Source organism: Pseudoalteromonas sp. B62, assembly GCF_037162565.1.
GTDB classification, from domain to species: domain Bacteria; phylum Pseudomonadota; class Gammaproteobacteria; order Enterobacterales; family Alteromonadaceae; genus Pseudoalteromonas; species Pseudoalteromonas fuliginea.
Genome location: NZ_JARLVB010000002.1, coordinates 3,436,071 through 3,460,657, shown reverse-complemented (window position 1 = coordinate 3,460,657; position 24,587 = coordinate 3,436,071). Strand labels below are relative to the sequence as shown.

Annotated in this window: 16 protein-coding genes and 5 pseudogenes; 9 read left to right on the top strand and 12 right to left on the bottom strand. The window is 39.1% G+C overall.

Translation table 11 applies throughout. From position 1 onward, the window contains the following. Window positions 1-24: 24 nt before the first annotated feature. The 6 genes and pseudogenes from P4S71_RS20060 (at window position 25) to adk (ending at window position 6,758) form a co-directional block, all read left to right on the top strand. Window positions 25-351 carry a YbaB/EbfC family nucleoid-associated protein gene (locus tag P4S71_RS20060; RefSeq protein ID WP_002962306.1) on the top strand — a complete coding sequence of 109 codons (327 nt, stop codon included), beginning with the start codon at window positions 25-27 and terminating at the stop codon, window positions 349-351. Window positions 352-358: 7 nt separating this feature from the next. After that, a pseudogene (recR, locus tag P4S71_RS20055) lies at window positions 359-966 on the top strand (recombination mediator RecR). Window positions 967-1,255: 289 nt separating this feature from the next. Beyond that, window positions 1,256-3,157: an MFS transporter gene (locus tag P4S71_RS20050; protein ID WP_337151387.1), complete on the top strand. Its 1,902-nt coding sequence runs from the start codon at window positions 1,256-1,258 to the stop codon at window positions 3,155-3,157. 4 nt (window positions 3,158-3,161) lie between these two features. Next, window positions 3,162-3,898 (top strand): annotated as a pseudogene (locus tag P4S71_RS20045) (RluA family pseudouridine synthase). A gap of 118 nt (window positions 3,899-4,016) precedes the next feature. Next, on the top strand, window positions 4,017-5,930 hold the full coding sequence (htpG, locus tag P4S71_RS20040; RefSeq protein ID WP_337151386.1) for a molecular chaperone HtpG: 1,914 nt from the start codon (window positions 4,017-4,019) through the stop codon (window positions 5,928-5,930). A gap of 183 nt (window positions 5,931-6,113) precedes the next feature. Beyond that, window positions 6,114-6,758 carry an adenylate kinase gene (adk, locus tag P4S71_RS20035; RefSeq protein WP_007375855.1) on the top strand — a complete coding sequence of 215 codons (645 nt, stop codon included), beginning with the start codon at window positions 6,114-6,116 and terminating at the stop codon, window positions 6,756-6,758. Window positions 6,759-7,012: 254 nt separating this feature from the next. Here the strand turns inward: adk and tpx are convergent. Continuing rightward, window positions 7,013-7,593 (bottom strand): annotated as a pseudogene (gene tpx / locus P4S71_RS20030) (thiol peroxidase). A 226-nt stretch (window positions 7,594-7,819) separates the two neighbouring features. On the opposite strand from tpx, the gene P4S71_RS20025 reads away from it, so the two are divergent. After that, window positions 7,820-8,824: a response regulator gene (locus P4S71_RS20025; RefSeq protein WP_007375853.1), complete on the top strand. Its 1,005-nt coding sequence runs from the start codon at window positions 7,820-7,822 to the stop codon at window positions 8,822-8,824. A 3-nt stretch (window positions 8,825-8,827) separates the two neighbouring features. After that, window positions 8,828-9,799, top strand: a complete 972-nt coding sequence (locus tag P4S71_RS20020; RefSeq protein WP_007375852.1) for a sensor domain-containing diguanylate cyclase — start codon at window positions 8,828-8,830, stop codon at window positions 9,797-9,799. A gap of 194 nt (window positions 9,800-9,993) precedes the next feature. Here P4S71_RS20020 and P4S71_RS20015 read toward each other — a convergent pair whose 3' ends face one another. The 5 genes from P4S71_RS20015 to P4S71_RS19995 form a co-directional block, all read right to left on the bottom strand. Continuing rightward, entirely contained in the window at window positions 9,994-10,917 is a 924-nt protein-coding gene (locus P4S71_RS20015; protein WP_337151385.1) for a universal stress protein, read from the bottom strand. 5 nt (window positions 10,918-10,922) lie between these two features. Then, window positions 10,923-12,437 carry a SpoVR family protein gene (locus P4S71_RS20010; RefSeq protein ID WP_337151384.1) on the bottom strand — a complete coding sequence of 505 codons (1,515 nt, stop codon included), beginning with the start codon at window positions 12,435-12,437 and terminating at the stop codon, window positions 10,923-10,925. 19 nt (window positions 12,438-12,456) lie between these two features. Next, complete coding sequence (locus P4S71_RS20005; RefSeq protein WP_337151383.1) at window positions 12,457-13,740, bottom strand: YeaH/YhbH family protein; 1,284 nt, start codon at window positions 13,738-13,740, stop codon at window positions 12,457-12,459. A gap of 31 nt (window positions 13,741-13,771) precedes the next feature. Further along, window positions 13,772-15,694: a PrkA family serine protein kinase gene (locus P4S71_RS20000; RefSeq protein ID WP_337151382.1), complete on the bottom strand. Its 1,923-nt coding sequence runs from the start codon at window positions 15,692-15,694 to the stop codon at window positions 13,772-13,774. A 210-nt stretch (window positions 15,695-15,904) separates the two neighbouring features. Next, complete coding sequence (locus tag P4S71_RS19995) at window positions 15,905-16,486, bottom strand: superoxide dismutase (protein WP_337151381.1); 582 nt, start codon at window positions 16,484-16,486, stop codon at window positions 15,905-15,907. Window positions 16,487-16,752: 266 nt separating this feature from the next. Here P4S71_RS19995 and P4S71_RS19990 point away from each other — a divergent pair, with 266 nt between their 5' ends. Further along, window positions 16,753-17,091, top strand: coding sequence for a Grx4 family monothiol glutaredoxin (locus tag P4S71_RS19990; RefSeq protein WP_004335359.1), 339 nt, complete (start codon window positions 16,753-16,755; stop codon window positions 17,089-17,091). A gap of 89 nt (window positions 17,092-17,180) precedes the next feature. Here the strand turns inward: P4S71_RS19990 and P4S71_RS19985 are convergent. The 6 genes and pseudogenes from P4S71_RS19985 to P4S71_RS19960 all read right to left on the bottom strand — a co-directional run bounded on the left by P4S71_RS19985 (window position 17,181) and on the right by P4S71_RS19960 (window position 24,432). Then, a pseudogene (locus P4S71_RS19985) lies at window positions 17,181-18,493 on the bottom strand (sensor histidine kinase). Beyond that, window positions 18,493-19,817: pseudogene (locus tag P4S71_RS19980) on the bottom strand (sigma-54-dependent transcriptional regulator). The pseudogenes P4S71_RS19985 and P4S71_RS19980 overlap by 1 nt, the downstream one beginning before the upstream one ends. A gap of 71 nt (window positions 19,818-19,888) precedes the next feature. Further along, window positions 19,889-21,097 (bottom strand): ABC transporter permease, encoded by a 1,209-nt coding sequence (locus tag P4S71_RS19975; protein WP_337151380.1) that lies wholly within the window; start codon window positions 21,095-21,097, stop codon window positions 19,889-19,891. Between the two features lie 11 nt (window positions 21,098-21,108). Then, window positions 21,109-22,422: an ABC transporter permease gene (locus tag P4S71_RS19970; protein WP_007375842.1), complete on the bottom strand. Its 1,314-nt coding sequence runs from the start codon at window positions 22,420-22,422 to the stop codon at window positions 21,109-21,111. A gap of 3 nt (window positions 22,423-22,425) precedes the next feature. After that, window positions 22,426-23,136, bottom strand: a complete 711-nt coding sequence (locus tag P4S71_RS19965; protein WP_004335374.1) for an ABC transporter ATP-binding protein — start codon at window positions 23,134-23,136, stop codon at window positions 22,426-22,428. 42 nt (window positions 23,137-23,178) lie between these two features. After that, window positions 23,179-24,432: an efflux RND transporter periplasmic adaptor subunit gene (locus tag P4S71_RS19960; protein ID WP_337151379.1), complete on the bottom strand. Its 1,254-nt coding sequence runs from the start codon at window positions 24,430-24,432 to the stop codon at window positions 23,179-23,181. Between the last annotated feature and the right edge of the window lie 155 nt (window positions 24,433-24,587).

Here is a 24,587-nt window from a genome sequence, read left to right as displayed (position 1 = left end):
GTATTAAAAGAAAGAGAGAAAGTTATGTTTAAAGGTGGAATGGGCAACATGATGAAGCAAGCGCAGCAAATGCAAGATCGCATGCAAAAAGCCCAAGACGAAATCGCAACTCTTGAAGTTGTTGGTGAAGCCGGTGCAGGTTTAGTTAAAGTAACTATGCTTGGTAACCACAATGTACGTCGTGTTCAGCTTGATGAGAGCTTGATGGAAGACGACAAAGACATGATTGAAGACTTACTTGCAGCAGCATGTAACGATGCTGTACGCCGTGTTGCAGAAGAAACACAAGAGCGAATGGGTAAAGTAACTGGCGGTATGCAATTACCACCAGGTATGAAAATGCCGTTTTAAGTAAATAATGCAACTTTCAGATAGTTTAAATCAGCTTATAGAAGCACTGCGCTGTCAACCGGGCATTGGTCCAAAGTCAGCGCAACGTATTGCTTTTCACCTGCTTGAGCGCGACCGAAAGGAGGCACTCAGCTTGGCAATGCATTGACTAAAGCAATGACCGCCATAGGGCATTGTCAGTCTTGTCGCACCTTTTGCGAACAAACGCAATGTGATATTTGTTTAAGTACAAAGCGCCAAGACAGCGGCATATTATGTGTTGTTGAATCGCCTACTGATGTGCTTGCTATTGAGCAAACTGGTCAGTACTTAGGGCTATATTTTGTCTTAATGGGTCATTTATCGCCAATTGACGGTATCGGCCCTAAAGAAATTGGCTTAGACGTTTTAGAGCAAAAACTTGCTCAAGGCGGTATTAATGAGGTTATTTTAGCGACTAACCCTACCGTTGAAGGTGAAACTACTGCTCATTATATTGCGCAGCTTTGTCATAAATATAAAGTAGATGCCTCGCGTATTGCTCACGGTATTCCTGTGGGAGGCGAGCTTGATTTGGTTGATGGTAGAACGCTGATGCATGCCTTTAGTGGCAGACGCGCTGTTACTCAAGACTAACTTAAAGTCACTATTTGAAAACATATTGTAAAAGCCTACATGATTAACTTATGTAGGCTTTTTTTTAAGGTAAGCTTAGAAGCAGTCTAATACCAATCCGCAATAATACTTAATCATTTTGCGGGCTAAACGTGTCGCTACCTGCATTAAAAGATTCTCAGTTAGACAACTAAATAGCGAATTTTTGCCTAGCTATCAACACGTTTTTCCGCCCTAAAAATAGATCATTTAATTAAACGAATTGGTATAATATATTTTTGGGCTATGTCTCTAATTAGTAAGGAATACAATGAAAGATAACCAACCCTATCAAGGTGCATTACTGGGTAGTAAGCGTTTTTTACCGCTTTTTATTACGCAGTTTTTCTCAGCAATAAACGATAACGTGTATAAGCAATCGGTGCTTATTTTATTGATATTTCAGGCTGCAACGCTTGCAGATGGCGCACTTTATTCTAATATTGCTGCGGGATTATTTATTCTACCTTTCTTTTTATTTTCAGGGATGGCGGGGCAGCTTGCTGAAAAAACAGAAAAGTCTAAGCTCATTAGAATCGTAAAGTTGTGTGAAATTCCTATTATGATTGTAGGTGCTGTCTCAATTTTAACGCAGTACGTTTGGCTGATGTTAGCCACCGTATTTTTAATGGGTGTGCAAAGTACGTTTTTTGGGCCATTAAAATACTCTATTTTACCTCAGCACGTTGCACCTAGCGAATTAACAAAAGCGAATGCCTTGGTTGAATCGGGCACGTTTGTAGCAATACTGATCGGTACAATTTTTGGCACTTACTACATTACTCAATCGCTAGGTCCTACGGCTATAAGTATTGCGGTATTAGTGCTGGCTGTTATGGGTTATGTAAGCAGTCGTTTTATACCCGTTAGTGAGGCGAACGAGCCAAACTTAAAATTTACCTATAATATATTTTCATCCACAAAAAACGTATTTACAGCACTTAATTCGCAAACAGAGTCGGTTGGTAAGTCAGTGCTTGGGATCAGTTGGTTTTGGTTAATTGGCGCCATCGTTTTAACGTCCCTACCAAATTATGTAAAACATGTAATGGGCGGCGATGAATTGGTGGTAACCAGTGCACTGGTTGTATTTTCATTGAGTATTGCTATTGGTTCATTACTGTGTGAAAAGTTATCTCGCTCTCGTATTGAGCTAGGCATTGTGCCCTTTGGCGCTATTTTAATTACCTTGTTTTTATATTTACTGAGCCAAGAGCCCGCTATCAGTACCTATACACCTCAACATACTGAATTATTAACGCTCGCACAGGTATTAAAAACAGGCGATATGATGTGGCATTTCATATGGATGGCAGGCATAGGCATTGGCGCCGGTTTTTACACTGTACCGCTATATGCGCTTATTCAACAACGGACTGAAGAAGCGAGTCGATCACGAGTTATAGCGGCTAACAATGTATTAAATGCCTTGTTTATGGTCGGTAGTGCTGTTTTAAGTATTGTCACGTTGTCTGTTTTTCAGTGGAGTATTTCAGAGCTATTATTGTTACTTGCGGGGCTAAATTTACTTATTTCTGTTTATATTTATACCAAAGTACCTGAATTCTTTTTACGCTTTGTTATTTATATTTTGGCCATTTGTATGTACCGCGTAAGAACAAAAGGCGAAGCTAACATTCCTAATGAAGGTGCCGCTGTTATTGTGTGCAACCACGTTAGTTTTGTTGATTGGATGTTTATTTTGGCAGCGTCACCAAGGCCTATTCGGTTTATGGTATTTGCGCCTATTTATTATTCGCCAGCTCTACATTGGTTATTTAAAATGGCTAAAGCTATTCCCATTGATAGTGAAAAAACGAACCCAGAGGCGTTTAAAAAAGCGTTTGATGAAGTGGCTGCTGCGCTTGAAAAAGGCGAGCTTGTTGGTATTTTCCCCGAAGGGAAGCTGACTAGTGACGGCTCTATCGATATTTTTCGCCGTGGAATAGAGCGTATTATTGCACGCTCTCCTGTGCCCGTTGTTCCTGTGCATTTAGGGGGCTTGTGGGGAAGTATGTTTAGCCGAAAAGCTAAGTGGCAATTACCGCGATTAAAATGGTCTTTGGTGTCGGTTGCAGTGGGTGGCCCGATTGCAGCTGACAAAGTAGTAGCAGACGATTTACGTGAGCATGTTTTAGTTTTGAAAGCGCTTCACTCTAAAGGTGTTGATTAATTTAATGATTAACTTAATGGCTAACTCAATATCGCATACACCTTCAGAACCACACATTATAGTTGATGACTTTGTAGCGCCTAAGTGCGACGAGTTTATTGAAATATTATATCAAGATGATGATATTTTATTGATTAATAAGCCCAGTGGACTATTGAGTTTGTCGGGTAAAAACCCACTTAATTGGGACTCAGTACATTATCGTTTGGTACATGGGCAGGAAGGGTTAACAGCCGCATTTACAGAGGCTAAGTTACCGCATCGGTTAGATTTGGGTACATCGGGCATTATGATTGTTGGATTAAACGCGATTGCGTCAAAGCATCTTAATAAACAGTTTCAGGCACGTACTATTCAAAAGTGTTATGTAGCGATGCTTGAAGGGTGCTTGGCTGTTAGTGAGGGGAAATTACTGCACCAATAGCAAAAGATAGGCTGCTTTTTCCGCGAGTTAAAATTTGCCAATCGACTGGCAAAACCGCAGTCAGTGAATATAAAGTACTGGAACGGCTAAAACAACCATACAGAACCTTAGTGCAATTTACGCCCGTTACTGGGCGTACTCATCAGTTACGAATACACAGCCAGTTTATAGGCCACCCTATTTTAGGTTGCGATTTATATAAAAGTGCGCAAAGTGAAAATATGGCTGGGCGCTTACAATTACATGCAAGCGATTTATATTTTGAGCACCCCGTCAGCGGCGAGAAAATTCATATTAATTGCCCGCACTCGTTTTAAATAAATTTATGGTTCTTTGTTTTCGTTTCACCTTTTTTAAATTTTTCCCTTGAAGTTCTAACACCTCACCCCATATTAAGTGGATAACGCAGACACTTTGCAAATTGGAGATATATAAATGACTGCAGCTCAAAAAGAAACATTAGGCTTTCAAACAGAAGTAAAACAATTATTAAACTTAATGATTCATTCTCTTTATTCTAATAAAGAAATATTTTTACGTGAACTTGTGTCAAACGCATCAGATGCGGCAGACAAGTTACGCTTTTTAGCACTATCTCAAGGCGATCTATACCAGGGTGATGCTGATTTACGTGTGCGTATTAGCGCAGATAAAGAAGCAAATACAATTACCATTTCAGATAATGGTATTGGTATGACGCGCGATGAAATCATTAGCTCATTAGGGACTATTGCTAAATCAGGCACTGCTGAGTTTTTCAAAAACTTAACAGGGGATCAAAGTAAAGATTCACAATTAATTGGTCAATTTGGTGTTGGTTTTTACTCAGCATTTATTGTTGCCGATTTAGTAACTGTTCGTACACGTAAAGCGGGTGAAACAACAGCTTACGAGTGGGAATCTCAAGGTGAAGGCGAATACACACTTCAAGAAATTGAAAAAGAAGGCCGTGGTACCGATATTATTTTACATCTTCGTGATGAAGAAAAAGAATTTGCTGACGATTACCGTCTACGTGGCATTGTTACTAAATACTCAGACCATATTTCAACGCCGGTACAAATGTTTAAAGCAGAAGTACCAGAGTCTGAAGGCGAAGACGGCGAAAAAATTCCAGCAGTACCAGGTGAGTGGGAAAGCATTAACCGTGCAACTGCATTGTGGACACGCGATAAATCAGAACTTTCTGATGATGAATACAAAGAGTTTTACAAGCATGTAAGCCATGATTGGGAAGAGCCACTTAGCTGGGCACATAATAAGGTTGAAGGTAAGACTGAATACACTAGCCTTTTATATATTCCTAAAAAAGCACCTTTCGACTTATGGAACCGTGAACGTCAAAGTGGTTTAAAACTTTACGTACAACGTGTTTTTGTAATGGATGATGCTGAGCAATTCATGCCAAGCTACCTTCGCTTTGTGAAAGGTTTACTAGATTCAAACGATTTACCACTGAACGTATCTCGTGAAATTCTACAAGACAACAAAGTAACGCAAGCTATTCGTAAAGGGTGTACATCGCGAATTATTAAAATGCTTGAGCGTATGGCTAAAAACAAAGCTGACGATTACCAAGTATTTTGGAACGAGTTTGGTCAAGTAATGAAGGAAGGCCCTGCTGAAGATGCGGCAAATAAAGAAGCCGTATGTAAGCTACTTCGTTTTTCTTCGACACACACTGATTCAGAAACACAAGATGTGTCGCTTGAGCAATACGTTGAGCGCATGAACGAAGGGCAAGACAAAATTTACTACGTAGTGGCTGATACATTTACTTCTGCGAAAAATTCTCCTCATTTAGAAATTTTCCGCAAAAAAGGCATTGAAGTATTGTTACTAAGTGACCGTGTTGACGAGTGGATGATGAGCCACTTAACTGAATTTGCTGATAAGCAACTACAGTCAATCACACGTGGTGATTTAGATTTAGGTAAGCTTGACGACGAAGAAACTAAAAAAGCACAAGAAGAGTCTGAAAAAGAAATGGCAGGCCTTGTTGAGCGTATTAAAACAGCACTTGGTGATGACGTTAAAGAAGTGCGCTTTACGCACCGTCTAACAGATTCTCCAGCATGTGTTGTAAGTGATGACAACGATATGAGCTCACAAATGCAAAAGCTAATGGAGTCTGTGGGCCAAGCAGCACCAGAAGCAAAACCTGTGTTTGAGCTAAACCCAGAGCATCAACTTGTTAAGCACTTAAATGACGAACAAGATGAAGATAAGTTTGCACAGTGGTCACATGTTTTACTAGACCAAGCATTACTTGCAGAGCGCGGTACACTTAAAGATCCAACAGGGTTTGTTACTCGCTTAAATAAACTAATGCTTGAACTAAGCAAATAGCTATTTACTCAGTCGATAAAGTATAAATTATGTACTTTAAATAAAAGGGAACGTGTGTTCCCTTTTTTAATGCGCTGTAAATACATCAACAACTCATCAATTAGTATAAGTTGCTTGAGTATCGGCGGCGCTTGTGGAAGAATTCAGGCTTTAAAATAAATATCCATACTAGGGGACAATAATATGCGCATTATTCTTTTGGGCGCGCCGGGTGCAGGTAAAGGTACTCAAGCTCAGTTTTTAATGGACAAATACGGTATTCCACAAATCTCTACTGGCGATATGTTACGTGCAGCAATTAAAGAAGGTACGCCATTAGGCCTAGAAGCAAAAAAAGTAATGGATGCTGGTCAACTAATTTCTGACGATATTATTATTGGTTTAGTAAAAGAGCGTATTACTAAAGCGGATTGTGAGAAAGGCTTTTTACTTGATGGCTTCCCGCGCACAATTCCTCAAGCCGATGCAATGAAAGAAAATGGCGTAGTGGTTGATCACGTTATTGAATTTGACGTGGCTGACGAAGTGATTGTTGAGCGTATGGGCGGACGTCGTGTTCATCCTGGTTCTGGTCGTGTTTACCATGTTGTTTATAATCCACCAAAAGTGGAAGGTAAAGATAACGAAACTGGGGATGACTTAATTGTTCGCGCAGACGATACTGAAGAAACAGTACGTAAACGTTTAGGTATTTACCACGAGCAAACTATGCCATTAGTTGATTACTACCAAGCAGAAGCGGCGGCTGGTAACACTCAATACCACAAACTAGATGGTACACAAGCTGTTGAAGCTGTAAGTTCACAACTTGGTGAGCTTTTAGGTTAAATTTAAAAGCCTATTAAAAAACCGCCAATTGGCGGTTTTTTGTTTTAAGTCTAGAATACTTAATCAATTTGAGAGATTAAATATGACGTTAACAGCGTTAAAAATTCTGATATACGACGGCATGGATGCCGAAAGTAGAGCAATGCAGGAGCAATTAGTGATAACAACTCAATAACGAATTTTTTGCCTTGTCATGGATACGATTTTCTTATCTAAAAATAGATCACTTAATTAAGCGAATGGGTATATTAACTTTACAGCGTTTTAAGCTTCTCAATTACGCTGTTGTATTCTGGTTCAGTTGAAAGGCTACTAACGAGTTGTTTATAAATAATGCTGTGGTTTTCGTCTAATATTATTACTGAGCGAGTTAGTAACCCCATATCTTTAATAATTAACCCATATTTTTGGCCAAAATCGCGCCAAACAGAATCAGATAATGTAGTTATTTTGTCTATGTTCTCAGCTTTGCAAAATCTTTTTGAGCGAATGGCAAATCGGCACTAATAGTAAGCATGACAACTGCAGGAAATTGCGTCGCAACTTTTTCGTTAAAGTGTTTTGTTTGTAGACTACAAATACCTGTGTCTAAACTTGGTACTACACTAATTAAAATAGCTCGGCCCTTATAATTATCCAGTGTGACAGGTGTAAAGTTTCCATCGACAACTTTAAAATTAGGTGCGTTATCACCAACTGATACACCTTTACCGAGTAAAGTAACCGTCTTACCCTGTGCAGAGACTTTACCTATATCGAGAGTGTTTTCTGGGATATCAGAAGCGAAAGCCATAGAACAAAAAATACTTAAGGCAAAAGTTAATGAGCGGAGCATAGGAGTTTCCTTTTTAAATTAACGCAATAGGCGTCAGTGTATTATACTGCGTTGGAGTAACCAAGGTATTATCTGTGTCTCTATAAAATTGGTAATGATTCAGTCATATAAAAAAACTGTAAATAGGCTATACTTTGGTTAACATGCAGTTACAAAAATATCTTCTATAATAAAAATGCGTGTATCACTTTTGGTATGTATAACTGGTTAAAAATAGAGAGATAGTATGTCAACATCTGTATTAATATGTGATGATTCAAAATTAGCGAGGCGTCAATTAGCCCGTTCTCTACCTGATGATTGGGATATTAAAGTTGAATTTGCGATAGATGGTGTTGATTGCATCAAACAAATAAAGTCAACTGAACCTGAAATCCTTTTCCTTGATTTAAACATGCCAGAAATGGATGGCTATGAAGTTTTAATGGCCATGAAAGAGCTTGGGCTCAATATACTTACAGTTGTAGTTTCAGGTGACATACAGCCTAATGCTCATCAAAGAGTGCTTGAACTGGGGGCTATCGATTTCATCCAAAAGCCATGTTCCCCTCAAAAATTAGCCGATATTATTGAACACCATGGCATTAAAGATAAAGCCATGCGTGAACGTCTTTCTCATTCTCTAGGTGAGCAAGTAGACCCAGATGTGCGAGATATATACCAAGAGCTAACTAATGTTGCTATGGGTCAAGCCGGTGATTTACTTGCGCGATTACTTAATGTGTTTGTTGAGCTGCCAATCCCAAATGTGAATATCTTAGAGGTTAGTGAACTCGATATGGCGCTACGCTCTATTGATAATAATGCAACCACTTCTGGAGTTTGTCAGGGATTTATTGGAGGAGGTGTATCTGGAGAAGCATTATTATTACTTAATGACTCTAGCTTTAAAGAGATAGCCTCACTGATGAATTACGATGGTGAGCTTAACGACAAAGTGGAACTTGAGTTACTTATGGATATAAGTAATATTTTAATCGGGGCTATTTTGACTGGTCTTTCAAAACAACTCGATATGTCGTTTAGCCAAGGTCATCCTATCGTACTTGGCCAGCACAGAGATGTATCTGAATTAGTGAAAGCGAATAAGTCGCGCTGGCAGCGTACGCTTGCTATAGAAATTAGCTATGGTATTGAAAATCACGATATTAACTGTGACCTTATGCTGTTATTTACTGAAGATTCACTTAAAACTTTGAAATACAAAGTTGCTTACCTATTAGAAGACTAAGTTATGGCTGCTGATTTAGATATGAATGAAATCCATTGGTTAATGGATATGTTTAACACCGTTGATGTAGGTTTAGTTGTACTCGACAGGGAGTATAAGGTGTGTGTGTGGAATGGTTTTATGGAAAACCATTCGGGGTTATTACCAAGTGCTGTAAAAAATAAAGATTTATTTGATTTATTTCCTGCTATAGATGAAAAGTGGTTTAGAAGTAAATCAGAGCCAGTATTTGTACTAAAAAATCGTTCGTTTACCATTTGGGAACAACAACCCTATATATTTCGCTTTAAAAACTATCGCCCAATTACTGGCAAAGCTGAGTATATGTATCAAAATGCGACATTTATACCGCTTACTAATATACGAGCAGAAGTTAGCCATATTTGTATCATTCTTTATGATGTAACTGATATTGCAGTTAACAAAAAAGAGTTAGAAGAGCTAAATAAAAGACTTGAGCAAGTAAGTCAAACCGATGCCTTAACGACGTTATACAATCGTGGTTATTGGGAAAGTATGCTTAAGCAAGAGTATTTACGAACAAAACGTAATGCAGGGTGTAGCTCTCTGTTAATGTTTGATATTGATCACTTTAAAAAGGTGAATGATAAGCATGGTCATAGTTGTGGTGATGAGGCGTTACGCCATATTGCAAAGTTATTACGTACCACATTACGTGAAACAGATATTGCTGGACGTTACGGTGGTGAAGAGTTTGTATTAACTCTACTTGATACCGATAAGCAAGGGGCTGAAATATTTGCTGAGCGCTTAAGGGTGTTGATTGAATCAAGCCCTGCCTTTTATAAAAATGTTGAAATCAAGATGACAATAAGTATCGGAGTTGCGTGCTTTAGTAATGAATTTAAAGATCATGAACGTTGGATTGAAGCCGCTGACAGGGCTCTTTACTTTTCTAAAAATAATGGACGCAATAAAGTCACTGTTTTTGATGATATAAAAAATGACGCTTAAGCATCATTTTTATTAATCACTCTTTATACCAATGCGCAATAATATTTAATTAATTTGAGTGATTAAATCTGACGTTAACTGCGTTAAAAACTTCTGATATACGACTGCATGGATGCAGAAGGTAGAGCAATGTAAGAGTAATTAGCGATAACAACTAAATAACGAATTCTTGCCTTGTTATTGATACGATTTTATTACCTCAAAATAAAGCACTTAATTAAGAAAATTGGTATTAAATTGAGTGGGGGTAAAATAAGTAAATCGGTTTTAAGTAAGCGCATTATTTTTTCTGCTGTGTTGCCAATAAGCTTTCCCTTAATACCCACGTTGCCTACTGAGCCAATAATCACTAACTCAGCATCAAGTTTTGCTGCCAAGCTTGGTATGACTTGCTCCGCTAAGCCCGCTTTAATGTGTAATTTATCACGCAAGTTGTATTCATTAATCAGATCACGTTGCAGTGCCGGTAATTTTTCGAATGCATTGAGTACTTGTTCATCTGAAAATACAATGCCTAAGTCTCTCAAAATAGGTGAGACGTGCACGGTATAACATGCATAAAATTCGCAGCCCTCTGAGTTAGCATAATCTAGGCCACAGTTAATAATAGCTTTATTTAACTGATGCTTAGATGCCTTTTCGCTGCCTAAATCAAGAGCAGCTAACACATTACAGTTATTTCTCCATTTATTATCTGCGGCCAAATAAAGTGGTATTGGTGAAAATCGAATAAGCTGCCAATCAAGTTCGCTAAATTGAGTTTGAGCATCAATATGCCTAGTTTTTATTGCCATATCATAATTAGTTGCGTTTATTTCGTTATTTAACCATTGCTCTGGTGATTCATGCCAAACCGTTTGAAATGTATACTCACAATCAGTTAGCTCTTTTTTTAATAGAGGTTCTAATGTTGCTCTGAGTAATGAAAGTTGTTTGTCTTGAATCGCAAGTACTTGCTCTGGTGATAATGAAAATAATATATTACCAGTGTCTTCATAGCTAAACGCAACAATATCAATATGTTTACTGTCTTGTAGTGCTTTTTGTTTTGCGTGTATTAATGCTGTTTTTGCACAATTTACTGAGTCGATCAGTACGAGAAGCTTTTTCTTATCCATTATATTCACTCTGTTGTATGACGAGTGTCATCTGTTGGACATTGACCAATAGTTGAAATCTCACCAGAATTAGACTCTTCTTCCAGTTTTACCTTAAAGCCCCATAGCCTGTAAAGGTGTTTTAGCACTTCTTCATGTGAGTTTGCCAATGGAATGCAATTATGAGGTACATAGCGAAGTGTAAGTGCTCTATCACCTCTAATATCAACATCATATACTTGAATGTTAGGTTCATGATTACTTAAATTATATTGCGCGGAGAGTACTTCTCTAACTGTTTTATAGCCGTTATCATCGTGTATCGCACCAATTTCTAAATGTGGATTGTTTTTATGATCGACAATAGTAAACAATTTAAAATCACGAATTAACTTAGGCGATAAAAACTGGCTAATAAAGCTTTCATCTTTAAAATTTTCCATGGCAAAGTGCAATGTATCTAGCCAATTACTGCCTGCATACTCAGGAAACCATTTTTTATCTTCTTCAGTTGGATGTTCACATATTCTGCGAATATCAACCATCATGTTAAAGCCTAAAGCATATGGATTAATGCCTGAATAATACTTACTGTTATAAGGTGGCTGATAAACTACGTTGGTATGACTTTGTAAAAACTCTAACATGAATGAGTCGGTGAGCTTCCCTTCATCATATAAGTGATTAAGGATGGTGTAGTGCCAAAATGTTGCCCAACCTTCGTTCATTACTTGAGTTTGTTTTTGCGGGTAAAAGTATTGCGATATTTTACGGACAATACGTATCACTTCACGCTGCCAAGAGTCGAGTAATGGGGCATTTTTTTCAATAAAATACAAAATATTTTCTTGAGGCTCAGTAGGAAAATGGCGTTCTTTCTTTTTAGTTTCGTGTTGCTGTTCGGGAATCGTACGCCACAATTCGTTTACTTGTGATTGTAAGTATTCTTCACGTTCTTGTTGGCGTTTTTGCTCTTCAAAGAGTGATATTTGCTGTGGACGTTTATAGCGATCGACCCCGTAGTTCATTAACGCATGACAAGAGTCGAGTAAGCTCTCTACCTGAGTAATACCATATTTTTCTTCACAGCGGCTTATGTAGTTTTTAGCAAATACTAAGTAATCAATAATTGAGCCAGCATCGGTCCAGGTTTTAAATAAGTAATTACCTTTAAAAAATGAGTTATGTCCGTAACATGCATGCGCCATTACAAGCGCTTGCATAGGTAGGGTATTTTCTTCCATTAAGTACGCAATACAAGGGTCTGAATTTATCACTATTTCGTAAGCGAGGCCCATTTGCCCGCGCTTATAATTTTGCTCTGTTTGGATAAACTTCTTACCGTAAGACCAATGACTGTAGCCAATAGGCATGCCAACGCTTGAATAAGCATCCATCATTTGCTCAGCCGTTATCACTTCAATTTGATTAGGGTAGGTGTCTAATCTGTAATGAGCAGCAACGCGAGCAATTTCATCTTGGTACTCATCTAATAAATCAAAGGTCCAATCTGGGCCATCACTCAATCGTTTATCATTCATAATGCTACCTCGCTTTTGGCTATGCAGAGTTTTGCTGTTGACGACCTTTTTTAAATAGCTCCCTAAAAATTGGGTAAATATCTTCAACGCTTTGAATATGCTGTATGGCGAAATTATTATGGCTGTGTGTTATAGATTCATATTCGCGCCATAGGCTTTGATGAGCACGAGTGGTTATTTCAATATAAGCAAAATAACGTACTGCGCTTAAGAGCTTATTACGCAAAATTTCACCGCATTGGGGCGTGTCGTCCGCCCAGTTATCGCCATCAGAGGCTTGTGCGGCGTATACATTCCACTCATCTGCGTGATAACGTTCTTTTATTATTTCATTCATTAATTTAAGAGCACTCGAAACAATAGTGCCGCCAGTTTCTTGGGAATAAAAAAACTCTTGTTCATCTACTTCTTTAGCTTGTGTGTGGTGACGTATATAAACAACTTCTATGTCTTTATAACTGCGCGTTAAAAACTGATAAAGTAAAATATAAAAACGCTTAGCCATGTCTTTTGTTGGCTGATCCATTGAGCCTGACACATCCATAATACAAAACATCACCGCTTTACTGGTGGGGTGAGGGCGCTTTTCGTAATTACGAAAACGTAAATCGTAGTTATCAATAAACGGGACCGATTTAATTTGTACTTTTAATGCTGCAATTTCTTTTTGTAATAAAGCAATCGCCGCATTATCGCTATGTTGCTCATCAAGCAACGCATCAAGTTGTTTTTCAAGCTCGACTAGTCGGCGTTTTTTACCTGCACTCATTGCCACACGGCGCGCAAGCGAGCCTTGAAGTGAGCGGACAATGTCAATATTACTTGGCATGCCGTCGCTACAAAATCCTGCGCGGTGGGTTTTCATTTGCACTAACTTATCAAGTTGGTTTTCTTGTAAGTTAGGAAGTTCTAAATCTTCAAACAGTAAATCAAGGTATTCATCTTTTGATATTGAAAATACAAACTCATCTTGTCCCTCGCCCGAATCGCTGGCGTCACCTTCACCGGCACCACCGCCTTGTCCGCCTTTAGGGCGCTCAATTTTATCACCTGTAGAAAACTGATCGTTACCAGGGTGAATTTGTTCTCTATTCCCGCCTTGCCCTTGATGAAATGTAGGTTCACTGATATCGCGTTGTGGAATAGAAATACTCTCACCAGAGCTTGAATCGGTAACGCTGCGTTTGTTAATCGCATCCGATACAGCTTCTTTAATTTGTTTTTTATAGCGCCTAATAAAGCGCTGGCGATTAAGCGTACTTTTATTTTTTCCGTTTAAACGCCTATCTATAAAATGCGCCATAATGACCTCCTATATACTACGACTATGAAGGTTATTGCGATTTTCTAACCCGTAAATACCACTCAGAAAGCAAGCGGACTTGTTTTTGTGTATAGCCTTTTTCGACCATACGGTTCACAAAGTCTTCGTGCTTTTGCTGATCCTCTGCAGACGTTTTGGTATTAAACGAAATAACGGGGAGTAAATCTTCGGTATTAGAGAACATTTTTTTCTCAATTACCGTGCGTAGTTTTTCGTAGCTTGTCCATAGTGGATTTTTACCGTTGTTATGCGCACGGGCACGCAGTACAAAGTTCACTATTTCATTACGAAAATCTTTAGGGTTAGAAATACCCGCTGGTTTCTCTATTTTTTCAAGCTCGGCATTGAGCGCGGCTCGGTCAAATAGTTGTCCCGTATCTGGGTCGCGATACTCTTGGTCTTGTATCCAAAAGTCAGCATAAATAACATAGCGGTCAAAAATGTTTTGTCCGTATTCTGAATACGATTCTAAATAGGCGGTTTGCAGTTCTTTACCTATAAAATCTACATATTGAGGAATTAAATAGCCTTTCAAAAAGCTTAAATAACGCTCTTCTATTTCACTTGAAAATTGCTCGCGCTCTATCTGTTGCTCAAGCACATAGAATAAATGCACCGGGTTTGCTGCAACCTCAGTGGTATCAAAGTTAAATACACGAGATAAAATTTTAAACGCAAAGCGAGTAGATAGCCCCGTCATGCCTTCATCAACACCTGCGTAATCACGATACTCTTGATACGATTTAGCTTTAGGGTCTGTGTCTTTAAGGGTTTCGCCATCGTATACCCGCATCTTTGAATAAATACTGGAATTTTCTGGCTCTTTTAAACGTGATAATGTTGTAAATTGCGCTAATGTTTTAAGTGTCCCAGGCGCACATGGCGCATTGTATAGCTCGCTGTGCTCAAGTAATTTGTCGTAAATTTTAACTTCTTCAGTTACACGTAAACAGTAAGGCACTTTAACAATATAAACACGGTCTAAAAATGCTTCATTGTTTTTATTGTTTTTAAAAGTTTGCCACTCAGATTCATTAGAATGTGCGAGGATCATGCCATTAAATGGAAGAGCACTAATACCTTCTGTGCCGTTATAGTTACCTTCTTGGGTGGCGGTAAGTAAAGGATGCAGCACTTTAATCGGTGCTTTAAACATTTCTACAAACTCCATCAGCCCTTGGTTAGCTAAACATAAAGAGCCAGAGTAGGCGTATGCATCAGGATCGTTTTGGGCAAAGTGCTCAAGCTGGCGAATATCGACTTTACCTACTAGCGCTGAAATATCTTGGTTGTTTTCATCCCCAGGCTCAGTTTTGGCAATGCCTATTTGGTTTAAAATAGAAGGGTAGCGTTTGACCACTTTAAACTGGCTAATATCACCATTGAACTCTTTTAAGCGTTTGCCAGCCCAAGGCGACATAATGGTTTTTAAGTAGCGCGGTTTAATACCATATTCTTTGCTGAGTACGTCTGCATCTTCGATAGGATCAAACAAGGACAGAGGATGGTCGTTTACAGGAGAACCTTTAATTGAATAAATAGGCATTTGTTGCATTAAATACTTTAGTTTTTCTGCAATGGATGATTTACCCCCACCTACAGGCCCGAGTAAATAGAGTACTTGTTTGCATTCTTCAAGCCCTTGGGCTGCGTGTTTTAAATAAGAGACTATTTGCTCAATGGCGTCTTCCATACCATAAAAGTCAGCAAAGGCAGGGTAGCGCGCAACCACTCTATTAGAAAATAACCGGCTTAGTCTTGCATCGGTTGCGGTGTCTACCATGTTTGGTTCGCCAATTGCCATAAGTAGACGTTCTGGTGCGCTGGCATAGGCAGACTTATCTGTTTTACAAATTTCAAGAAATTCAGCGATACTGTATTCTTCTTCCTGTGCCGCTTCGTATCGTGCTTGGTAATGCTCAAAAATCGTCATAATAACCTCCGAAACCCGCTGTAAAAAGGTGCTTACCTTTTAAAGTCTAGTCACGAATTGGTATTTTTGTGCAATAAAATTAAAAATTTAAGTGAAAAAAGATCATGTTGAACTAATGAACACAACAACACGTATAAACGAAAAAGTAAAAGAATAACATACAAAAAAAGACGCCTAAGCGTCTTTTTAAAATTAGCGTTTAAAGGCTAATTAAGCGAAGTTAGCGTTCGCGAATTCCCAGTTAACAAGCGACCAAAAACCTTTAAGGTAATCTGGACGAACGTTACGGTAATCAATGTAGTAAGCGTGTTCCCATAAATCCACAGTAAGGATTGCAGTAACGCCATCATCAGTTAATGGTGTAGCAGCGTTAGATGTATTAACGATGTCTAGTGAACCATCAGCAAGCTTAACTAACCACGTCCAGCTTGAACCAAAGTTATTTACTGCTTTATCGTTTAATGCCGCTTTAAACGCATCAAAAGAACCCCATTTAGCGTTGATTGCATCAGCAACTGCGCCAGTAGGCTCGCCGCCGCCGTTTGGAGATAAGCTGTTCCAGTAAAAAGTATGGTTCCAGATTTGTGCTGCGTTGTTAAATACGCCGCCTTCTGATGAACATACGATCTCTTCTAGAGATTTGTTTTCAAACTCAGTACCAGGGATTAAACCATTAAGCTTAACCACGTATGTGTTGTGGTGTTTGCCATGGTGAAACTCTAGCGTTTCTTTTGAAATATGTGGCTCAAGTGCGTCGATTTCATATGGTAGTGACGGTAGTTCAAATGCCATTTTTTTATCTCCATCTTCTTTGGTTGATAGTCCACTTGGTAATACGTAATGCCTGTTGAAACAGACCAGTTACCTATACCAAGCGGTAATATAGTGTTACTATAATTGTTGAGTATTTTACTCAAGTTTAAGCAAACAGCAATGCTATTGCGAAAGACTATTTCAATTGCGGCTTTATTTGCCCATTTTAAGTTATATATTTGTGGTCACGATGAGTTATTTTCAAGACCAAAATATATTTAGCTATCGTTACTTTGAGGTTGTAGATGGAAACCATTGATAAAATTAAACAGCAAATTTCAGAAAACCCAATAATCCTTTTTATGAAAGGGTCACCAAAATTACCAAATTGTGGTTTTTCTTCACAAGCATCGCAAGCGTTAATGTCATGTGGTGAACCATTTGCATACGTTGATATTTTACTTAATCCAGACATTCGTGCTGAGCTTCCAGCATATGCTAATTGGCCAACATTCCCACAACTTTGGGTAGATGGCGAATTAGTTGGTGGTTGTGACATTATTATCGAAATGTTCCAACGCGGTGAATTACAGCCGTTAATTACAGAAACTGCTGCTAAATACAAAGAAGCTGACGCAGAGTAATTTATTACTCAACCTGAACTCAGGTTATTAAGCTCTTTAAACACAAAGCTACTTTAAAAGTGGCTTTGTTGTTTTTAATTTGTGTGAATTTATAAATAAGGAAGGCTCACTTGCACGTTTAAGCCGCCCTCTATTTTGTTATGTAAGCTTATATGCCCTTGATGTGCTTCTGCGATTTCTCTGCATAAAGCTAGCCCTAAACCACTCCCCGTACTTTTTGTAGAATAGAAGGGCACTAAAGCATTTGCCATTACTTGCTCGCTCATTCCTTTGCCGCAGTCGCTTACATTTATAACACATGCTTGGGGTACAAACTCGACCTGAATATGTATTTCATTGGCGTTGGAGCCTGACTCGTGTGAATTTTTTAATAAGTTTATCAGCAGCTGCTCGAGTTGTGTTTGATCAGCTTGTAATTCATTGTGTGAATTTTTTATTTCGTAGCTAAATTGCCAGTGGTTTTTAAATTATTGAGTGTGTTTTGCCAGTTAACCCGCGTTTTTTGTGGCTGAGGTAGCTTAGCAAACTTGCCATAGCCTTGTACAAATTCAGTTAAATGACTAATTCGCTCATCAATAGTTGCAAATACACGGGCAAGGCGAGGCTCATCAACTTTATTTGCGAGCAATTGTGCGCTGTGTAGCATGGATGACATAGGGCCGAGTGAATTATTTAATTCGTGGCTAATAATGCGTATTACTTTTTTCCACACTGCAACTTCTTGGCGACTAAGTTCACGGGTTAACTGTTTAAATATATATAAATGATGCTTTTGATTATTAAGTAAAAACTCCCCAGTGGCTAAATGCCAAGTTTGTGAGTCTTGATTCTCTATTTCTATATTAAAGAGGCCATCAATACCGTGCTCTATAGCTGCTACTAATTGCAGAGGCGAATTTTCGAGTAACTTGCTTAGTTGCATACCTTCAAGGCGAGATGCGCTATTAAATAAGCTACGGCTAATTAAATTACTAAATACCACCGTATTATTATCATTGACCAGCAGTAGCGCTTGCGGCGAGCTTTGCAATACTTTATCAAGCATTAACTCGCGCTGGTAAATCCATTGTTTTTCTTGGCGAAGCTGTTTTGCGGTTTGATTATAAAGTTGGCATAGCTTTCCAAGTTCATCATTACTTTTATACGCAAGCAAACTGGAGAGCTCACCATCTTTAAAATTAAGTAATCCGGTTTCGAGCGATTGCATGCCAAGCTTTATTGGCTTGGTGATGGCTCTTGAAAGCAAGGTGCTAAATGTAAGCGTTAGTAATATTAAAAACAGAGTGTAGTACATATCAAAACCACTAAGTGCGGCAATAATAAAAACAGGCAGCGCGCTACAAAGCCCGCAAATTAATACAATCTTTTGGCTTAGGGTAAAGTTGCTAATAATGTTTGGCATTAATAATCAATACCCATTTTTTGTAACCGCCTGTAAAGTGCTTGTCGGCTTAAACCAAATTCACGGGCCACTTTGGCTATAACACCTTGATGAGTGCGCATTGCGTGTTCTATTTCCTGTTTGGTCGGCTCTGCTTTTTGTTGGGAAGAGACCGGTGACGAAAGAGCAAAGTCATCGACTGTAAGCGCACCTGTAGGTTTTAGTACCGCTACACGCTTACAAGCGTTTTCTAGCTCTCGAACGTTACCTGGCCATTTGTAGTGTTGAAGTGCTTGCTCTGTGTTTATAGTCAGCTCTCGGTGAGGTAAAAAGTGGCTAATAAGCGCTAAAACATCATCTTGTCTTTCGCACAGGGCAGGCACATTGAGCTCAATTACGTTAAGGCGATAATATAAGTCTTCCCTAAATCGACCTTGTTCAATTGCTTGTAGTAAGTTTTCGTTAGTGGCCGATATAACGCGCACATTTACTTTTCGTGTTTGTGTTGAGCCTAAACGTTCAAACTCGCCGGTTTGTAGTACGCGTAGTAATTTTATTTGTCCTGAAAGTGGTAAATTACCAATTTCATCTAAAAATAACGTACCGCCATCAGCTGCTTCAAATCGACCAATACGTTGTTTAGTTATCCCCGTATATGCGCCAGCTTCAGCGCCAAAAAGTTCGGCCTCTATAAGTTCTTGCGGTAATGCACCTGCGTTTACCTTAATAAAAGGTTGCGATACAAGTGGGGAGTTTTTTGAATAATATGCGCAATACATTCTTTGCCACTCCCATTAGGGCCTGTAATTAATGCAGATATATCAGATTTAGCCACTTGTAGCGCCATAGTAACCAGTCGTTCCATCGCAGTACTTTTAAATATTAGCCCAGCAAGGTCTGCATTTTTAAATGTACCTTCACGTTCTTGTTGATGGCGATTATGTGTCGCCACTATTTTTTTAGCACTGCCTAGCTCTATTAAGTTACCGATACAAACTAGTAGTTTTGCATCATCCCAGGGTTTTGGTAAGTAATCAGCAGCACCTGCTTTTACAAGCTCAATGGCGGTGGCAAGTTCGGTCCAGGCTGTAATAAGTATAATAGGTAAGTGTGGGTTTATTTCTCGTAGTTCATAAAACAACGCTTTACCTTCTTCGCCAGAGGTCGTGTCACTGGTAAAGTTCATGTCTTGAATTACAAGCTCAATGCGTTGATAGCGAACTATTTGCAGAGCATCAAACGGATTTGTTGCAGTGACTACCGAAAAGTCGTGTATCTCGAGCAACAATGAAAGTGCGTCGAGTACTGCTTGGTTATCATCAACAATGAGTATTTTATGAGTCATAGGTTATTTTTATAATTTTTTGATGGCTACACTGCCTTACTAAGCAGTGTAGCATAGTGATTTAAATATAATTAAATAGTGCGAGTTGCGATACTGGGCGAAATATTGGCAGCGCGTTTAGCTGGCGCTAATACTGCAAGTAAACTCATTAATAATACGGCAATGGCGGTAACGGCTATATAACTTGGCGGTAGTGCGGCTACAGAAAAATACTGCATTAACATTTTCCCAAGTAGTATTGCTGTTACTACACCTAAGGCTAAACCTAGGCTACAAATTAATGCATTTTCTACTAAAAAGTAGCTAACAATAGCTGACTTTCTTGCGCCAAGTGCTCTGCGTGTACCAATTTGCTTAGTACGTTTGCTAATATTAAATAAGGTTAAGCCAAAAATACCGAGAGCGGTTATAAGCACTAAAATAGTGATTAATACTATGAGCATGCGCATCATAAGGCGATCTTGAGCGGTGTACTCATTTTTTAGTTCATCAAGCCCTTTAATGTTATTAATAACGCGCTTACTGTAATTTGCAAGCATGGCATTTTCTATTTCTTTCATTACAGTTGCTCGCTGACCTGGCTCTGTACGAACGGCAACTTGTGTATAACTTTCTGCTTTAATATAAGGAATAAACGCAAAATTATCGGGTTTACTGTCTTTGAGCCACGGGCCTTTCATTTTTCCGATCACGCCAATAACTTTAAGTGGTAGGTCACCAAAATAAACTATTTTCCCTAAACCATCTCCATCAGGATAGAGCTCATCAAGTAGGGCTTTAGTGACTATAGTGACGTTGGTGCGCTTTTGTGTAATTTCGTTTGTAACGAGCACTTCATCTTCGGTAAAGTTTCGCCCTGCAATTAAGTTAACGCCGTAGGTATTAATAGCATGATCGTCTATAAAAATATAAGCGGCCCTGACACTTAGGCCTTCTTGTGGGGCAGGTTTTAAATTAAAGCTCGAAGCGCTGCCACTCCCTGATAGTGGAATACTACTGCTTAATGCGGCATCGACCACGCCTGGCATTTTTCTAAGCATGCTTTCATCAAGCTCAAACTGCTGACTTAAGTTAATATCAGTACCAAAGGTCATTACATTAAACTTAAATATATCTTGTTCAGGGTAGCCCGTTTCTTGGTTTAAATAACTAATTCTATCTTGAATGATAAATGCAGCATTACTGACTATGGCTGTGGTAATTGCAATTTGAATTAGCAGTAATAAAGCGCCCACCTTTGAGCGGCATAAGGCGTTAAATATAGGTTTTATTTCTAACATTGTGACATTCCTTATTGGCTCTTAAGATAAATAGCAGGGTTGGTTTTACACACTAGCCAAGCAGGGTACAAACCAGCCAAAATGCAGGTTGTAATTGCAATCAATGGGGCGCTCAATAGCATGGTTAAATCCATTGTCGCTAAATTTTCATAGTAGTCATAGCTTTGCCCTACGCCCATTAAGCCAAGTTGTGCTAGTACAATTCCTAGCATGCCACCTATAAAGCCAAGCATGGCGACCTCAACTAAGTGCTGTAAAAATATTTGCCTTTTACTCGCACCTAATGCGCGTCTTACACCTACTTCTGGCGCTCTGCGTAAAAACTTGGCTAAAAGTAAACCTAAAATATTGGCTAAGCAGACACCTAAAAACATAAAGCTCAGGCCCACTAAAATTTTATTGTCTTCGGTGACGACGTTATTGTATTGCATCCATTGGTTTACATCGCGAAGTTTATACTCAAGTTCTTTACGATTAAATCGCCCACGTTTTTGTTGTTCCTGCATATAGGCTAATAAGTAATTTTGATAGGCTTGTTTTTGTTCAAGCGTATTTAGCTCTGCCCAAAACTGGATCCATACTTGCTCAGATTGCAGTTTATCTGCAAAGGTTGGTGTGTTTTCGTGCTTCCATCCATTGCTATTGCCCCAACTTACGAGCTCTTTTGCCTTTATTAAGCTAAAGGGCATAAATAACTCTTCTACTTGATTAAATGCACCGTTATTTAAATCATAATATTTAATATTGAGAGGCCAATGGTTAATAACACCAGCTACTTGGTAGCTTGCATCATCTAAGTAAATCAGTTCTCCGACAGAGTTTTTTCCTGCAAATAGTTTATCGTTTATCTCTTGGGTAATAACAACCACAGGTGCAGCTGAGTTTTCTTGCTCTTTGCTCCAAGCCCCACCGTACAAAAATGACAAATCAAACATGCTAAAAAAGTCAGGCGTTGTCATCCGTGCACTGCCAATAAAGGGTTTTATTTTATCTGAATCTAAATAAACTGAAAAGCCGGTACGCATCATAGCCACTTTTTTCTCTGACGTGGGCGCGTTTAATAAGTTCTCAGCATCTTGATAGGTCAGTTGCAGTGGCATGTTATCTTCTGTCCACCACGTACTACCATCGTCCATTGTTTGTAATTGCACACTGTAAAGTTGGCTGCTTTTTTCTGGGATAGGATCGGCCGACATCATATGATAAACACTAAGGCTGGTCATTGTTATGCCTATACCTATCGCAATGGCAAGTACCATTAAAAAGCTAACCAGTGGGGTGCGCTTGAAGCTGCGCCAACTTAAATCTAAATAATGAATAAACATTAGTTAAACCCCCGATGCTGTTTTTATAGTTTGCGCGCCCTGATAAAGCGTAAAGTCGGCAAGCTGCCCATCAACTACTTGAATATTACGCGGAGCACGGCGGGCTAATTCGCTATCATGCGTTACCATTACAATAGTGGCACCGTCGCGATTGATTTGCTCAAGTAACTCCATAACTTGGCGAGCCATTAAGCTGTCAAGGTTACCTGTTGGCTCATCGGCTAGTAAAAAACGAGGTTCACCAGCAAGCGCACGGGCTATTGCCACACGTTGTTGCTGGCCACCAGAGAGTTGTTGAGGTAAGTGTTTAGCGCGAGATGCTAAACCAACTTGTTCAAGGCATTGCTCAATTCGACGTTTTCGCTCATTTGCTTTAATCCCTCTATAGCGAAGAGGAACTTCTATGTTTTCATATAAATTTAAATCAGGGATTAAATTAAAGCCTTGGAATATAAAGCCAATTTTTTGATTACGTAAATCAGCACGTTGGTTGTCGTTTAAGCTGCCAACATTAACACCATCCAACAGGTACTCACCTTCGTTAAAAGGCTCGAGCATACCTGCAATATTTAAAAAGGTTGTTTTTCCTGAGCCGCTAGGACCGGTAACAGCAATAAATTCGCCTTCGTTTACTTGCAGGTTAAAGTCTCGAAGTGCATGGGTTTGTACCATTTCTGTTTGGTATACTTTACTTACATTGTTCATTTGTAACATGGGTGTTCCTAATTATTTTTAGCGTTGGTTGAGAACGTCTGTTTAATTTAATAAAATCGTGTCGGCTTGTTTAAAGTCGCTGTAGCTTGAAATAATAATTTCATCGTTTTCTTTAACACCGCTTAAAAATTCAACCGCGTTAATGCTTGTGGCGCCTATAGTAATAGGTATGCGTTTTGCAATATTGCCTTCTACCTTATAAGCAACAATTCCGCCTTGCTGCATAAATGCACCGCGCTTTACTTGCATTACACCTTCTCGGTTGTCGAGTAAAATACGTGCAGTTAAGCGTTGGTTCTGACGAATGTTGTTAGTAACGCCTTTAAATCGGACGCGTGCTGTTACTTCACGGTTATTAACTTCTGGTGATATGGCGGATAAATTCCCTATCACTGTTTCATTGCCTAACTTAAGCTCTACTTCCATACCGAGTCCTAATTCGTTTGCGTAACTTTCAGGTACTTGGAGCTCTGCTTCGAAATTACTTAAGTCGACGAGTGTCATAAGAGGTTGGCTTTGTGTCACTGCGGCTTTTTGTTGCACAAGTAGGTTACCCACGATCCCAGTAACGGTAGCTTTAATAGATAGGTTGCTTACTTTTCTGATTAAATCATCAACAATAAGTTGCTGGCGGGTTACATCACTTTTAGCTGCTTGTAGTTCAAAGGCGAGCGTGTCTTTTGCAAGTAATACCTCTTGTTGTGCATGCTTATATGTGAGCTTTGCACGTGATAAATCATCAACTGCTTTTTCAAGATCAATTTGGCTAATTAAGTGCTTTTGTATTGATAACTGCGCCCGGCGATTTTCGCGCTCAGCGGCGTTAAGCTCAACTTGTGCCATATCAAGTGTTTTATTTAAAGTGAGTGTTTGGCGTCTTGCTTGCAAATGCTGCCTTTGCTGCTCGCCTTGTAGTCGTTTAAGTACAGACTCCTGTTGCTTTAATTCGTTAGTTAACTCAGGGCTTTGCAGCAGAGCAAGTGTGCCCCCTTGCTTTACTGTATCGCCAGCCTTTACTTTTAAATCTATAAAACCACGTTCTGGGCTGTATATTTTAGGAGCATTAGCAGCAACAATTTTACCACTGGCGGCAATGTCTCGAATGAGCGCTTTAACGTGTACTTTGGCAACCTGTATTTTTGAGCGGCTAATAGAGCTTTTAGCGCTATGACTTGTTAAAAAAATATAAGCAATTGTAGAGACTGCAATGAAAATAACCGCAGTGATGATCGCGTATTTTTTATAGTTTATAGGTGCCTTTACTTGTACGTCTTGTGCGCTGGTATCTTTCATCATTAGGCTCTCCTACACGGCTTTTATATATTTTTCACACAGTAGAAAAAAACTGCGGTGCAAATAGCGACAATAGGAGATATCAAAAATAAACTAAGCATAAACATAATTATTCCACTTAACGAATGTGTATAGCTCTATACGATTAGCATGCCAAA